Origin of the sequence: Labedella phragmitis (assembly GCF_004078635.1) — a bacterium.
Taxonomy (GTDB): Bacteria; Actinomycetota; Actinomycetes; order Actinomycetales; family Microbacteriaceae; genus Labedella; species Labedella phragmitis.
On record NZ_RZNB01000003.1, the window covers coordinates 167949 to 184710 of the forward strand.

Here is a 16762-nt window from a genome sequence, read left to right on the forward strand (position 1 = left end):
ACCGGTGAGCGGTGGGGCCTTCGGCATCACGGACGAGGGCGGCGACGACGAGCGCCGCGGCGACGCCCTGCTCGTCGCCGTCATGGGCCGCCTCCACGTGGAGGAGAGCGCCACCCGGGCCGAGGAGGGGGACCCGACCCGGGTGGTGACCGGTCAGCTCATCGGAGCGTCGGAGCCCGGACGGACGCCCTCGAGCGCGAGCCGACGCCGACGCGCCACCTCGACCGCGAGCGTGCCTCCGAGGATCAGCAGGATGACGAGAGCGAGGCCTCCCAGCCCGAGCTCACCACCCGTGATCGCGAGGGGCGGCGGTGCGATCGTCGGGTTCGACGTGCACAGCGGGTTGTCCGAGACGCACCGCTCCTCCGGCTCGCCGCCGCTCAGGCCCAGGAAGTTGTCGAGGATGTGGTTCCCCTGACGGTCGTAGGCCATGACGGTGACGCTGTACGTGACCGTGGCCGTGACGCCGGCTGCGAGGGTGCCGCCGATCATCAGGGTGTCGTCCGCGAGGTCGAGCTCGAGCGACGGGTCGTCGCTCGACGGCCCCCGGGTGAGGGTCGCGTCGTCCAGGACATCACCGAGGTGATCCGTGTAGTCGACGACGGCGGCGCCCGTTCCCGTGTTGCGGAAGGTGAGCGTGTAGTCGAGCACCTGCCCCTGCCGCACGTCCGTTCCCGTCTTCGGATCGACCGACTTGGTCGCCGCGATCTCCCCGATGGGGTGGACCGTGCAGTCGGCGTCCTCTCCGTCGACCGGTTCGCAGGAACCGTTCTCGCCGGGCGGGTCGCCCGGCAGGACGAGCCAGTTGCCGAGGACGTGATCGCCCTGCTCGGCGAACGGTCGCACCGTCACCGAGTAGGTCACGGTCGCCGACTCGCCGGGCTCGAGCGAACCCTCGATGTGGATCCGGCCGTCGCTCGGCTCGGACACCACGAGCGAGTCGCTCGACGCGGCCGGCGCCGCCGTCAGATCAGCGTCGTCAAGGACTCCCGTGAGGACATCGTCCTTCGACACGTCACCGGTCGCTGCCCCGTCGTTCCGGAAGTGCAGCGTGTAGGTGACCTCCTGACCTGCGGCGATCGGTGTGCCCGAAGCGGGGTCCGCCGACTTCGAGTCCACGATCCGGGGAACATAGTTCTCCGTGCAGTCGCCGTCCTCGCACTCAGTGTCGGGTCCCGGCGGCTCCTCGTCCGTGTCGAACAGGAAGTTCGTGAGGACGTCGTCGCCGCGCTCGGCGTCCGGCAAGACCGTGAGCGTGTACGTGACCGTCACCGTCTGGTCGGGCTCGAGACGTCCGCCGATCACCAGTTCGGTCCCGTCGAGCACCGCGGTCACGTTCGGGTCCGAGACCGTCGGTCCGCCCGTGAACTCGGCATCGTCGAGGACACCGTCGAGGTAGTCGATTCGGTGCACGGCACCCGCCGCTTCACCCGAGTTCGTGAGGGTCAGCGTGTAAGTGAGCACGTCTCCGGGCAGCACCGTCGACCCGCTGGTGGGGTCCACGGACTTCGACGAGTCGATCTGCGGCAGTGGCGTGACGGTGCAGTTCGCATCGTCCTCCGCGCACTCCGTCGGGGGTACCTCGCCGGAGTCGAGGAGGACGTTGCTCGCGACGTTGTCGCCGCGCTCCGACTCCTCCTTCACGGTGACCACGTAGACGACCGTGACCGTCTGACCGGGAGCGAGGGAACCGCTGACGGAGATCGTCACGCCGTCTCGCGTCGCCGTGAGAGCACCGTCGGAGGAGACGGGCTCGCTCGTGATCGTCGCGTCGTCGAGCACGCCCGAGAGGTCGTCGACCTTGTCCACCGTGACAGCGGCTTCCGACTGGTTGTCGAACGTCAGTGTGTAGGTGAGTGTCGTGCCCGACTCGATCGGGTCGCTCGAGGCGGAGACCGCCTTCGAGGTGTCGAGGCGCCCGATCGGCGTGACGGTGCAGTCGGGCTCCTGGACGTCCGTCGGCTGGCAGACCGGGTCTGTCGGGGGTGTCGGCGGGTCCTCCGGGTCGTCGGGCACGAGGAAGTTGCTCGCCGTGTCGTCGCCCCGCAGGTCGTCCGCCTTCACCGCGACGGTGTAGGTGACCGTCGCGGACTCACCCGCGGCCAGCGACCCGGTGATCGTGATGGTCTCGCCATTCCGCGTCGCCGTGAGCGACTCCGAGGTCGGCTCGCTCGTCACGTCGGCGTCGTCGAGCACGTGGGTCAGGAAGTCGATCGCGTTCACGGCGACCGTTCCCTCCCCGCGGTTCTCGAAGTGCAGCGTGTAGGTGAGTTCGGTACCGGCAGCCACGGGCGTCTCGGACGCCTCGACCGACTTCCAGTCGTGCAGCTCACCGACGTAGGTGACCGTGCAGAGGGGGTCGCCCTCCTCGCACTCCTCCCCCGGCGGCGGCGGGATCTCGCCCTCGGGGACGAGCACGTTGCCCATGACGTTGTCGCCACGTTCACCGTCCGGCCGGACCGTGACCTCGTAGCGCACCTCGACGGTGGAGCCGGCCGAGACGGTGCCGACGACGGTGATGATGTTCCCGTCGAGCGTCGCTGATCCCGTCGGGGAGGAGAAGGTCGGTGCGCTCGAGACCGTTCCGTCGTCGAGGACTCCGCTGAGGTCGTCGGTGTACTCGATCGCGGCGTCGACCGCGCTCGTGTTCCGGAACGTCAGCGTGTAGACGACGACGTCACCGGCCGTCACCGTCGACCCGTCGGTCGGGGACACCGACTTCTCGGCGTCGACAGTCGGGAGCGGCGTCTCCGTGCAGCGCTCGGGCGAGCACTCGCCGCCTCCTGTGGGCAGGAGCGTGTTGTCCACCACGTTGTCGCCGCGCTCGGACTCGGGGTTCACCGAGACGGTGTAGACGACCGTGACGGTCTCTCCGGCGGCGAGGGTGCCCGTGATCGTGAACGCACCGTCGGCGATGTCCGACACAGTGAGCGAGTCCGAGCTCGACTCGGGGACGTCGACGACCGTGGCGTCGTCGAGGACGCCCGCGAGGGTGTCCGTCTCGTCCACGTCGGCCGACGCGTCACTCGCGTTGGTGAAGCTCAGCGTGTAGGTGAGAATCGACCCGACGCCGATGGGCGTCTCGTCCGCCTCGACCGTCTTCGTGGCGGTGTAGCTGCCGATGGGGGTGGTGGTGCAGTCGGGCTCCTCCGCGTCCGTCGGCTCGCAGGCCGGATCGGTCGGCGGTGTCGGCGGATCCTCCGGATCGTCGCGTACGAGGAAGTTGCTCGCCGTGTCGTCACCGCGGGCGCCGTCTGCCTTGATCGTCACCGTGTAGGTGACGGTCGCCGACTGACCGGGCTCGAGCGAGCCTGTGATCGTGATGGCCTCGCCGGCTCGAACGGCCGTGAGGTCGTCCGAGGTCGGCTCCGTCGTTACGTCGGCATCGTCGAGCACGTGGGTCAGGAAGTCGATCGTGTTCACGTCGATGCTCCCTTCCCCGCGGTTCTCGAAGTGCAGCGTGTAGGTGAGCTCGGTACCGGCGGCCACGGGCGTCTCGGACGCCTCGACCGACTTCCAGTCGTGCAACTCACCGACGGGGTTCTCCGTGCAGAGAGGCGAACCCTCGACGCACTCTGTCGGAGGCTCCTCGTCGCCGGGGACCAGGACGTTCCCGAGGAGGTTGTCGCCCCGCTCTCCGTCCGCGAGCACCGTGACCGTGTAGGTCACCGTGACCGTCGCACCGGGGGCGATCGTGCCGGTGACGGCGATCGTGTCGCCGTCGAGGACCGCGGACACGTTCGGATCGGACGAGACGGGTGCCGAGGTGATCCCGGCGTCGTCGAGGACGTCACCGAGGTGGTCGGTGTGGTCGACTGCCCCGACCGCGCCGCCGTCGTTCGTGAAGGTCAGCGTGTAGGTCAGGACGTCACCTGCGGCGACGGACGTTCCCGACACGGGGTCGACGGACTTCCGTTCCGACACGTCCGGCAGGGGTGTGCTCGTGCAGTTCGGGTCTCCCGGGACGCACTCGGTCGGGGGCAGCTCGGTGCTCTCCACCAGGAAGTTGGTCGCGACGCCGTCTCCGCGCTCGGCCTCGTCCTTCACCGTCACGACGTAGGTGACCGTGACGGTCTGGCCGGGAGCGACCTCACCCGAGATCGACAGCACGCCGTCGATGATCGGCGACACGGTGACGGCCGGGTCGGACACGACGGGGAGTGACGTCACGTCGGCGTCGTCGAGCACGCTCGACAGGTCGTCGATGTGGTCGACGATAGCCGCTGCCTCCGACTGGTTGTCGAACGTCAGCGTGTAGGTGAGTGTCGTGCCCGGCACGATCGGGTCGGACGATGCCTCCACCGACTTGCCCGTGGTCAGCTGACCGATGGGGGTGACGGTGCAGTCCGGCTCCTCCGCGTCCGTCGGCTGGCAGATCGGCTCGGACGGCGGCGTCGGTGGGACGCTCGGGTCATTCGGGACGAGGAAGTTCGCCGCGATCGAGTCGCCGCGCTCCCCATCGGCCTTCACCGTGACGGTGTAGACGACCGTGGTCGACTCGCCGGGCGCAAGGGTGCCCGTGATCGTGATCGCCTCACCGTTCCGCGTCACCGCGAGGGCGTCGGAGACGGGCTCTGCCGTGACGTCCGCGTCGTCGAGCACGTGAGTGAGGAAGTCGACGCGGTCCACCTCGACGTCGCCCTCGCCGCGGTTCTCGAAGTGCAGCGTGTACGTGAGTTCCGTGCCGGCGGCGACGGGCGTCTCGGACGCCTCGACCGTCTTCCAGTCGTGCAGCTCACCGATCGGGTTCTCCGTGCAGAGAGGCGAGTCCTCGACGCACTCGGCCGGTGGCACTTCGTCACCCGGGACCAGGAAGTTCCCGAGGAGGTTGTCACCGCGCTCACCATCCGCACCCACCGTGACCTCGTAGGTCACCGTGACAGACGCTCCCGCAGCGATCGTGCCCGCGATGGCGATCGTCTCGCCGTCCAGGGTCGCGGTCACTCCGGCGTCGGACGACATCGGGCCGCCCGTGACGGTCGCGTCGTCGAGGATGTCGGCGAGGTGATCGGTGTGATCGACCGCGCCCGTCGCGTTCCCCGAGTTCGTGAACGTGAGCGTGTAGGTGAGGACGTCACCGGCGGCGACCGACGTTCCCCGTGCGGGGTCGACGGACTTCCGTTCGGTCACGTTCGGGAGCGGTGTGCTCGTGCAGTTCGGGTCGCCCTCGACGCACTCGGCCGGGGGTTCCTCACCGGGGTTGAGCAGGAAGTTGTCTGCGGTGTCGTCACCGCGAGCGTCCTCCGCGTTCACTGTCACCGTGTAGGTGACCGTGACCGTCTCGCCCGCCGCGACGACGCCCGTGATCGTGATCGTGCCGTCCGTCACCTCGGACGCGGTGACACTCGCGTCGGACGAGACCGGCTGTGCGGTGACCGCCGCATCGTCGAGAACACCCGAGAGGTCGTCGATCTTATCGACCGAGACATCGGTGGCGGTGTCGTTGATGAACGAGAGCGTGTACGTGAGCGTCGTTCCCGCGACGATCGGGTCCGAGGACGCCTCGACGGACTTCGTCGTGGTCAGCTTTCCGATCGGGGTGATCGTGCAGTCGGGCTCCTCCCGATCGATCGGCTCGCAGACGGGTTCCGTCGGTGGGGTGTCTTCGGGGTCGAGGAGGAAGTTCGCCGCAATGTCGTCACCGCGCTCGCCATCGGCCTTGAGCGTGACGACATACGTCACCGTGGTGCTCTCGCCCGGTTCGAGCGAACCGGTGATCGCGATGCGCGCGCCGTTCCGGACGACGGTGAGGTCGTCGGAGGACGGCTCGACGGTCACGTCGGCGTCGTCGAGCACGTGGCTCAGGTCATCGACCCGGTCCACGTCGATCGCACCCTCGCCGCGGTTCTCGAAGTGCAACGTGTAGGTCAGCTCCGTGCCGGCGCCCACGGGCGTCTCCGACGCCTCGACCGTTTTCCAGTCGTGGAGTTCGCCGACGGGGTTCTCCGTGCAGAGGACGCTGCCCTCGATGCACTCGGTCGGTGGCTCGTCGCCGTCGACGACGAGGAAGTTGCCGAGTCGGTTGTCTCCGCGGTCGCCGTCGGCCCTGACCGTGACCTGGTAGGTGACCGTGACGGTCGCCCCGGCCGCGATCGGGCCCGAGACCGTGATCGTCTCGCCGTCGAGGACGGCGGCGACGTCGGGCGACGAGCTCGCCGGCTCCACCGTGATGTCCGCGTCGTCGAGCACCCGCTCGAGGACGTCGACGTGGTTCACGACACCGGCGGCGTCACCCTCGTTGACGAACGTCAGCGTGTAGGTGAGTATCTCGCCGGCGGCGACGGGCGTGCCGGATGACGGGTCGACGGACTTCGACGGGACGATGGAGGGGAGCTCCGTGACCGTGCAGACGTCGACCTCGGGGTCGCACTCGGCTGGCGGCTCCTCCCCGGGGGTCAGCACGAAGTTGAGGGCCTGGTTGTCGCCGCGATCGGCGTCCGGCCTCACGATGACCGTGTAGGTGATCGTGGCCGACTCTCCGGCCGCCAGCTCACCTCCGAGGCTGATGACGCCGTCGACGACGGGGGAAGCCGTCACGGTGGATGCCCCCGTGACGAACGGGACTTCGGTGACATCGGCGTCATCGAGCACGCCGGTCAGGTCGTCGATCCGGACGACGTCACCGGTGGCCGTTCCCACGTTCTCGGCGGTCACCGTGTACGTGAGTTCCGTGCCGGCCGCGATCGGATCGGTCGACGCCTCCACGGACTTCTCGTACACGATCTCCGGGATGAGGTTCACCGTGCAGTCGGCCTCCTCCCCGTCCGCAGGGTCGCACTCCGGGATGACGGGCGGTGGGACGTTCGGCGGCAGCAGGAAGTTGGCTGCGACGTTGTCTCCACGCTGGCTATCCGCCCGGACGGTGACCGTGTAGCTGACGGTGTAGGTCTCACCGACGGGAACGGATCCCGAGATCGCGATGCGGGCACCGGTCCGTTCGACAGTAAGCCCGTCGGAGGACGAGGGCTCGACGGTCACGTCGGCGTCGTCCAGGACGTGAGTGAGATCGTCGATGACGTCGACCGCCGCCGCGGTCTGTCCGTCGTTCTCGAAGTACAGCGTGTAATCGATCGTCGAGCCGGGGACGAGCGGATCGGAAGACGGTGTGGCCGTCTTCCAGTCCGACAGTCGTGCACCGGGAATCTCGTTGCTGTCGCAGGGGAGGTCGGGGGCCATGACCTCGTCGGCAGGAAGGCACGCGACGTTCGTGAGGACGTTGTCACCCTCGCCCGTGTAGCGCACCGAGTAGGAGACCCTCACCGACTGCCCCGGACCGACCGGGCCCGACCAAGACAGGGTGTTGCCCGTCACGGTCGCCTCGCCGGCGGAACTCGTGATGGACCCCTCGACCACGGTGGCGTCGTCGAGGACCTCGGAGAGGTCGTCCGAGAACGATCCCGGGAAGGCCGCGGTGTATGCGGCGTCCGACGGGTTCGTGACGGTCACCGTGTAGGTGACCTCCTCGCCGACCGCCGGCAGGTCCGTTCGGTCGGCCGACTTCGCGATCTGCAGGCGCGGCAGGTCGAACTCGACCTCGGCGCACTGCAGCCCCGTTTCGGGGTCGGCGCCGTCGACGGGCGGATCACATGCGGGCGGGTCGCCCGGATCGTGCGGGTCGGAGGGAGGACCTGGCGGCACCCACGCGACGTTCCGCGCATGTCCATCACCCGTCTCGGCGAGCTCCTCCGTGAACGTCACCGAATAGGTCAGGGTGACCGACTCCCCCGCGGGCAGCGCTCCGCCCCACGCGAGGATCGGTGCGTTGTAGACGATCTCTCCCGGACGGCTCGAGACCGCGTCATTGTTGTAGACGGCATCGTCGAGGACGCCGGTGATGTCGTCGGCGAAGACGGCGGGCACCAACTCCGTGTAGTCGCCCGTGCCCACGTTCGTTGCGGTCACCGTGTACGTGACCGTGTCGCCGACGCGCGTCGCCGTCGTGCGATCGGACGTCTTGTCGATGTCGAGGCACTGTCCGCCGAACGACACTTCCTCCGAGTCGTAGTCGACCGGGAGGTAGGCCCAGTCGTCGATGACGCGATTATTGCCCCAGCCGGTGGTTCCGCCGTAGGGCCAGCCGTGGACGCCATTGGTTACGTTGCTGTTGACACCGCCCGTGCCGTTGACGTTCGGGGTGAGCGTCATACCGGCCGTCGACAGTCCGCGGTCGTCCCAGTAAATCGTGTCCCGCCCCGCTGCGGCGCCGTCGAGGCGGCGGATGGAGATACCCTCGCGGCCTTCGACGTCGCCCTGCAGGATGTGGATCTCACCCAGTCGGTCGATGGAGACCCTCGCGTTCTGAGCGGCGCACGACGACACGGGGTTGCCGAGACCGTCGGTCCCGTCGTACTCGTACTCGTAGGAGCCGCTACCATCGGCCGTCCGCCGGATGGAGCGGTCCACGTCTTCGCCGTACACACCGTTGCCGTTCGTGTCGATCTCGAGCCGATATTCCCCGGTGAACCGCTCGTCGAGCGAGTAACGGAGTTCACCCGTCACCCCTCCCGGTTCGTCCGCGAGGAAGCGCAGGTCGTCGATTCGGATGTCCGTCGTGTTCAAGGGTGCCGGATTGACGGTCAGCATGCCGTCGGGCGAGGTGGTCCGTGCGGGCAACGCAGGGCTCGGTTCTTCGAAGAAGACCCGGTAAGTGGAGCCGCATCCGGTGCCGCCGACACCCTGCACGGAGCGGTAGGACGGAAGGCACTCGCCGTCGACCGTTGTCGTGGTGCCGAGCTCATTGGCCGTGATGTTCGAATTGATGCCGTTGTAGCCGAACAGCCGGACATCGTAGGTGTAGCCGCTGTCGTTGAGCATCCAGTAACGGAGGTCGCCCGTTGAAGCGACACCGTTTTGGAAGATCGCGTGCTTCGGGGTCCAGACCCGTCCGGGCTGTCGGATGCCTGCATCGAAGACGCTGACCGCCCAGTTGAGAGGGGAGTGTCCGGTCGCACTGTTGCTCGTCTGCACAACGTCGATCTTCCACGCGCCCTCGACCGCGCTCGTCAAACCCACCGGAGCGGTACACGCGGTTCCGGGCGGAGCGGCCGCCGCGATGGAGCACGTCCAACGCTGGGCGCCGGTCGGGTCCTGCATGACGATCGACGTGGCGATTCCTGTCGTGAGGAGAAGATCTTTCACGAAGCTCGTCCGGACCTCCTCACCCGCTTTCGCGAACGCGTAGAAGGTCTGGCTGCCCTCGATCGGGGCGATGGCGACATTCGACTCTGCGTTCGCCGGCTGCGCGACGAACGTACTCGTCATCGTGAGGAACGTCGCGACGAGGAGGAGGACGAGGGCAGCGGCCGTCGGACGCTGACCAGGACGTGTGAGCCCGTGTCGGCGGACCGACAGGCGCGTCACCATGTCCGTCCAGGTCAACGACGTTCTCCGATGGACGTGGTCCTGGCGGTCTGCACGCATCCCCATGGCGTTCATTGCGGTCCTCTCACCGATCGACGGGTAGTGGACGGCCGTTCCTCGCGAAGAATCGGGGCATCCGGTCTCACCCTGATGAAGAAGCGCGTCCGTTCCCCGGTCCGGGAGGCGGATTGGTCCGCGCACGTCGTCCCCCCTTTTTGTGGGGCACACGCTGCACGCATCCACGAGGATCACCGCAGAATCGGGTCAGTTCTCGGTACCCGGTGCGATCCTGGCGCGTCGGTGACGTCTCCCACGTGAGATACCCCGGTCGCCGCGTCGCCCCCGAACGGGGCACATGTCATCGTGACCACCGGTCGTCGCCACCGGATGACCGTGCGGCCCCGACGCGCGCCGAGCGCGTCGGGGCCGCACGGTCAGGCGTTTCCGCCTCCACATCCCGTGTCAGTGAGTCTCAGGGCTTCTCGCTCACGACGTAGTCGTCGAACTGCACGGTCGACGGACCCGCCGAAGACGCCGAGATGTAGAAGCCGAGGCCCACGGAGCCAGGCGCTTGCAGCGCCTCGGTCGTGTCCGTGGCAACGACATCCCATTGATCGGGTTGATCACCGGTCGTCCAGGCGACAGCGGACAACGTCGTCGTCCCCGACCCCTCGACACGCAGCCGCACATGCACCGCTTGTCCAGGCGCATAGGACAGGTCCGTGAGAGCGATGGACTTGAGAACCGTCGTCGATCGTCGGATCTCGAGGACGAGCGTCCCATTCGGCCGCACCACGATTCGAGCGTCATACGCGTCGGGGCCCACCTTTCGGCCGGTCACCATGACGAACTGGCCGTTGGCGGTCGGAGCTTCACTGATCGTGAACGACACGGTCGTGTCGGCTATCGCGGCAGCGGCATCCGGCAGCATCACCGTCCTGGTCCTCCCGGGCTCGTTGGTGATCCGTCCGTGCCCCTGTGAGACGGAGAAACCGGACGTGCCTCCTGACGTGATCCACGCACCGCCGACGTCCGCACTGCCCCACCCGGACGAGGCATTTCGGTCGAACGCGTCGGCACCACGCAGCCCCGCCGGGGGTGCGATGATCTCTACGACCGCCACCGACCGATGCAGCGCACCGCGATCGTCGGTCACCGTTAAGGCGACCGTGTAGCTCCCCGACGACTCGTAGCGGTGCGTTGCGGAGACCCCCGACCCGGTCGCGCCGTCGCCGAAATCCCATGCGTAGTTCGCGATCCGCCCATCAGCATCGAATGACGACGAGCCGCTCACCGAGAGATCAACCCCATGCACGGTGGCCGACAATGCCGCCGTGGGCGGGGCGTTGACCGGCGAGACGCCCTGCTTGTAGTGCGCGACGATGACGTCCGTCGAGATGACGCGTGAGTAGAGGGCGACGTTGGAGATGCGACCGGCGATGAAATCGCTCGACCCGCTGTGCCCCCACGCATGAACATGACCGCCGACGTTCCAATAGCCGTTCAGGATCCTGGCGGTGCCCGACGTGACAGCGGAGGACACGACCGGGCGCGCTCCGTCGACGAACAGTTCTATGCCGTTCGCTCCGAGACGTGTGACCACGTGGTGCCACTTGCCGTCGTTGAAGCCGGCCTTCGATGTGACGTATTTCACGCCGGTGGAGGCATGCCCGACGGCGTAGGTGATGCGGCCGGCATCGTCCATGGTGATCTGCCGGTCTACCGGGCCGGACGTCGGCTCGACGCCCCCCGCAAATCCGAACAGTCTGCCGCCCTTCGTCGACGTCGTCGTAAACCAGAGCTCAGACGAGAAGACGCGCGCCACGCCTGCGGGCGCCCGCGTGGTGGCGCGGCTCGACGTCGCCCCGTTGAAACGAGTGGAGCCATGTCCACTCTGCACGCCGATCGCGCCTCGGGCGGCGTTCGACAGAGTCATGTCATTTCCCCCTGCGAGGTCGATTGCCTTCCCTCCCCCCTTCTCCCCCAGCGGCCAGTACGCGGTTGGGTTGTCCTGAAGGATCCGCTTGTCGTACGCCGTGGTGGCGAGAAGTGGTTGGCCGACCGCCACCGCAGCGACCTCGGCGCCCCAGCTCGAGTTGCCGTAAGGGTCGACGGTCCGGATACGGTACGAGTAGGTCGCCCCAGCAACGAGCTCGGTATCGACGAACGTGAGCACCGGACGGCTCCAGAAGCGGCTCTCCCGGGTAAGCCGCCCGACGATCGTGGTCGTACCGCGCCCGCTGCGTTCGATCTCGTAAGTCAATCGGGCATTGTCCCGATCGTAGTTCGCGGTCCACTGCACCCGGACCGCACCGTAATCGAGCGGTGTCGCGGTCGGCTTCATGGCCTCACCATCGAGCTGGGGACCATCGTCATTGGGGGCGACCGCCGCGACGGCGAATCGAGCCAGCCCGCTGTGAGGCACACCGTTGACCGCCGGGAACTCGCCTCCGTAGAGGACGTAGTCGTCGGCCGCCGTGACGTCCCACGCCGCTTGAGTCATCCCCGTGAATGCTCCAGGGGTCAAGGAGGGGTACCAGTCGAGCAACGTGGGTGATGGCTGACCGCCGAAATCCGCCCGAGTGTCCGTCGGCCACGGGAGGAGCTTGTGTGTCGCCGCGCCGGAGAATGCGAGGGCGCGGTAGTACCCATCGGATCCGACGCTCTTGACGCCTTCACCGAACGCGCCGATGTTCCGGCAGGAGTGAGCGTGACTCGCCGTATAGGCCACCCCGCGGAACGGCACGATCGAATAGGAGTCCCCGTGGCAGTCGGCGAGCCACTCCAGGGTGCCGTCTTTCCACGATGCCTTGAATGTCCCTTCCGTCCACTTCGCGCCCCGGAGAGGCCCCGTCTTGTACGCGGCGCCGTAAACGGACGAGCCATCGCTCGTGAGATCCATGATCGTCGTCTCATCCGACCCGTTCTGGATGATCGAATTGACCTTCCATGGCAGAGACTTCGCGGTCACGGCGTCGAGAGCGGCCATTCCCCGGCCGGGGGTGCTCGAACCGTTCATCGATTCGAACCGACCGGCGACGACGATCTTGTCTCCCGAGGGCGACAAGACGAGCGACTTCCCCTCGAGCTTGGTCGTCCGGCCACCGATCGCCGGTTGCGGTGCCCACGGGAGCGTCTTTCCGGCCACCGGCTCGAAAGCAGCGAAACTCCGCCGCACCTCGTCGTTCGCCGCAGCGAAGATCCCCGCGACGTAGACGGCCGATCCCGACACGGCGACATCGCTGACTCGCGCGTTGATATACGGAGCAAAACCGGCGACGACCTTCTCGGTCGCGATGTCGATCGCGACCAGTCGGAAACGTGAGAGGCCGTCGACCTTCGTGAAATTACCGGCCGCGTACAGCGTCTTCTGATCAGGCGAGACGGCGAGGGATCGGATCTGAGCATTGAAACTGATCGCGGTATCACGGAGCTCACCGGTTCGCAGATCGTATGCGAGGAAGTTGGCCCGGTCGACCACGCTCTGCCCCGGTTTGGCCCCCGCGGGCCGCGCACGGGAGAAGTCGCCACCGACATACACGGTGTCGCCGACGACGAGCTGGTCCCAGACGACTCCGGTTCCTTCGATGTCCCCTCGCCCCTTCGACAACCCCGTACCGAGTTGCGGCACGGGAAGCGGGTCACTCGATACCGTCGGTGATATCGGCGATGTCGGCGCACTCGGCGGGCTCGTGTCCGCGTTGGCCGGAGCCGCAAGAACGAGCCCGCCGGACGCGATGGCGCCCACCAGCCCGATCGCGGAAATGATTGTTCGCATCCGTGAGTACGCGCCGAGACGTCGGCTCTCCTCCGGAGGCACAGCGAGTGTAGCCATGATCTTCTCTCTTGTCCGGATCGATGGGTCCGGACGTCCCCCTGTTGTCAGCGCGATTCCCCCGCACTTCGGCCCAGTGTGACAAATGCTCACTTTTGCATTCCAGACCTCGCGCCACCCCAGTTCGCGCATTCGTCTGGAGGGGGGTGACGGCCGCCGGCTCTGATCACTGACGCGATACGCGGCGACGACACCCGAGCCTGACCCCGGGCCGGGGATCAGGTCGTTGCTCGGCGCATTGCCGCTGCGACCGCGAACTCGCCTGACGAGTCCGCGGTCGCAGCGTGCCGTTATCCCGCGGATCCGGCCGAGAAGTCGCGGACGATGACCGTCGACGCCAGGGCGCTCGCCGAGAGATAGAACCGCACTCCCACGCTGCCCGCTTGCTGCAGCGTCGCCGTCGAGTCCGTCACGGACAGTTGCCACGACGACGGTTCCGTCGCCCCCGTCCATGCCATCGCGGACACCGTGGATGTTCCCGTCCCGGTGACCTGCACGCGCACGTTCACGACCTCACCCGGTTTGTACGCCGCCCCGGTCAGGGTGACCGTTTTGATGGTCGTTCCGCTGCGCAGGATCTGCAACTGCGGGTCGCCGGTGGCGCGCACGAGTACCCGTGCAGCGTAGTAGTCGGCACCCACCTGGCGACCGACGACGGACACCGATTGACCGCCACCCGACGGCGCTTCAGCGATCGAGAACGACGATCGAACATCGACCGCTGTCGAGGACACACCGGAGAGCACAGCGGATCTCGTTTGCCCGGGCCCTGCGGTCATGGTCCCCGACCCGTCGATTACGGAGAGTCCAGACGCCCCGTGGGCCGCCACCCAGTCGCCGCCGAACGGCGTGGAGCCCCACCCGACGTCAACGGAGCGCGCGAACAAGTCCTCGGCAAGGATTCCTGGCCTCGTCACCGTGATGGGTCGGGTGGTGGTGGCGGTCGCCCCTCGATCATCCGTTACCCTCAACGCCACCGTGTAGACGCCCGAGCCCGCGTAGTCGTGTGACACCTTCACTCCGCTGCCAGTGGTCCCGTCCCCGAAATCCCACTCGTACGACGTGATCGCTCCGTCCGGATCCACCGAAGCAGACGCGTCGACGGCCGCGGACAGGTTCGACAGGGATGGCGCGAATGAGGCAGTCGGACGCGCGTTGGGCGCAGGGGCGGTTCCCGCTTGGTAGTGGGCCTTCACCTCAGCCGCCGTGAGGGGACGGTCATACGCAGCGACATTGTCGATGGTGCCCGCGAAGTAGATGCTCGCTGGAATCGCCGGTCGCCCCGTGAGCTGGTGAGCACCGACGTGCCAGTAGGCGCCGGCGACGAGCGGAGCGCCGGTCCGCTGATCCGTCCGTGAGGACTGAAGCGCGCCGTCCACGTACAACCGGGCTCCCGCCGCACCGACCGTGGCCACGACGTGATGCCACTTGCCGTCGTTGAGACGCGACGTCGAGTTGACGGTCTTCACCGCGCCCGAATCGATGCTCGCGAAGTACACCTGACCGGTGTTGGCCATGTAGAGCTGCCGGTCGAAGGAGTCATTGGCCGTCGTGCGTGATGTCGACATCCCCATGAGGACTCCACCTCGCTTCGTGGTGGTCTTGATCCACGCCTCCTGGGAGAACGTCGGCTTCGCGGCGAGACGGACCGACGAAGCGGCATAGGTGTTCACGCCGTTGAACGAACCGGCACGTGCAGCCGGACTCGCTTCCACCCCGGCCACTCGCGGCGTGGTGATACTCGTCAGGTGGCTCGAGCCTGCCCAGTCGTAGGCGGCCTTCCCGGCTTCGTTCATGGGCCAGTACGCCGACGGCTGATCCTGCAGGACCGCTCGGTCGTATGGTGTCCACGCGAGCGGAACCGCCCCTGTCACCGTGTACGCCGCCGGCTCGCTTACCGTGGAATTCCCGAAGGGGTCGACCGTCCGAATCCGGTAGGTGTGCGTCGTACCGGGCGCCAACCGACCGTCGTTACCGTGCAGAGTGGTGCGCTCCCAGAACCTCGACGATCGGGTCGTCTCGAAGACGGGGTTCTCGAAGTCGTCGTCACGGATGACCTGGTACGTGAGGTACTCGTTGTCCCGGTCGTAGTTGCTCGGCCACGTGAGTTTGATGTGTGTCCCGAGGAAGCTCGTGAGCGTCGGCTTCATGTCCGCACCGCTCAACGCAGGGCCGTTCTTGTTGGGCGCCACGGCGGCTGTCGCGAATCGCGTGAGCCCCTGCTGCTTCGTTGACCCGATCTTTCGGAACTCACCGCCATACAGCACGAAACCCTGAGCAGAGGTGATCGTCCAGGGGCCCTGGCCGGAGAGGGGACCGATGTCGAAGTCCGGATACCAGTTCAGCAGCGTCGGAGCAGGGAGACCCTCGTAGTTCTGATAGCCCGCGGTCTCCTTGCGCGTCTTCTGCGTCGCGGCATCCGTGAAGGCGAGCGCTCGATACCACTTGGAGGGGGCGACGTAGTCCTCGAAACCACGGACGTTGCCGCAGTCGTGCGCGTGGCTCGCGGTGTAGACGACGTCACCGACCGGCTCGACATCGTAGGTGTCCCCATGGCAATCCGCGATCCAGCCGGGCGCGAGCGCCCCGTCGGTCCAGCTCGCCTTGAACGTGCCTTCGAACGCGGCGGGCCCCATGACGCCGTAGACGAATTCCCCGTCCGACTTGAGCGAGTACACCGAGACGTCGTACTTTTCCACGTGCGACCGTTTCGGGATGGCCCCGTTGACGTTCCATTTCAGCACCGTCGTACCGGTGATCGTGTCGGTCGCGCCCATGGTGTAGCCGGGATTCGACGACCCGTTCAGATTGCGGAATGCTCCGCCGAGCACGATCTTGGTCTCGTCGGGCGAAATGACCATCGACTCGACCTGCGCTTCACCGACGATGCGCGGGGACCACGGCAGGACGGTCGCGTCGGATGTCGTGAAAGCCGCGGCATAGGTCCGAGCTACCGCGGGAACGGGACCGCCCGTGCGCTGAGCGACGGTCTTGAAATTGCCCCCGACGAACACCGTCGTGTCGGTGACCACGAGTGTCTTGACGTAGGAGTTCACGTACGGACGGAATTCGGGAACGAGCGCTCCGCTCGCGACGTCGAACGCCGCGACCCGATAGCGGGAGACGCCGTCGACTTTCTGGAACAAGCCGCCGACGTAGAGGCGCGTGCCGTCGGGCGACACCGCGAGCGTACGGACCTGTGCATCGAACGAGGGCGCGAATGGCAGCAACTCACCCGAGTGCAGATCGTAGGCGAGGAAATTCGCTCGGGGCCGCTCGCCCTCACCCTTCGGCGCTCCGAAGGGTCGCGCCGACGAGAAGTTCCCCCCGACGTACACCGTGTTCCCGATGACGAGTTGTTCCCAGGCGACCCCGTCGATCTGCGGGGTGGGCAGTGGATCAACGGACACGGTCTCCGGTACTCCTGGAGCGACCGTGTCCGGTATCGCCGTGTCAGCGGTGGCCGCCGGTGCCGACTCGAGCGTCGCCACGCCCATTGAAGCCGCCACGATGGCGACAAAGGCGATGGTCGACCACCGACGACGGCGGCGACCCAGAGGTGGGCTG

General features: G+C 67.2%; 3 protein-coding genes. All 3 read right to left on the reverse strand.

Annotation, left to right across the window (positions count from 1 at the left end):
* Positions 1–153: 153 nt before the first annotated feature.
* Complete coding sequence (locus ELQ90_RS08870; protein ID WP_166408939.1) at positions 154–9378, reverse strand: DUF7927 domain-containing protein; 9225 nt, start codon at positions 9376–9378, stop codon at positions 154–156.
* Positions 9379–9832: 454 nt separating this feature from the next.
* The gene (locus tag ELQ90_RS08875) at positions 9833–12991 is read right to left on the reverse strand and encodes a PKD domain-containing protein (RefSeq protein WP_166408941.1); all 3159 of its coding nucleotides are present in this window, start codon (positions 12989–12991) and stop codon (positions 9833–9835) included.
* Between the two features lie 494 nt (positions 12992–13485).
* On the reverse strand, positions 13486–16605 hold the full coding sequence (locus ELQ90_RS08880) for a LamG-like jellyroll fold domain-containing protein (protein WP_166408943.1): 3120 nt from the start codon (positions 16603–16605) through the stop codon (positions 13486–13488).
* Positions 16606–16762: the final 157 nt, after the last annotated feature.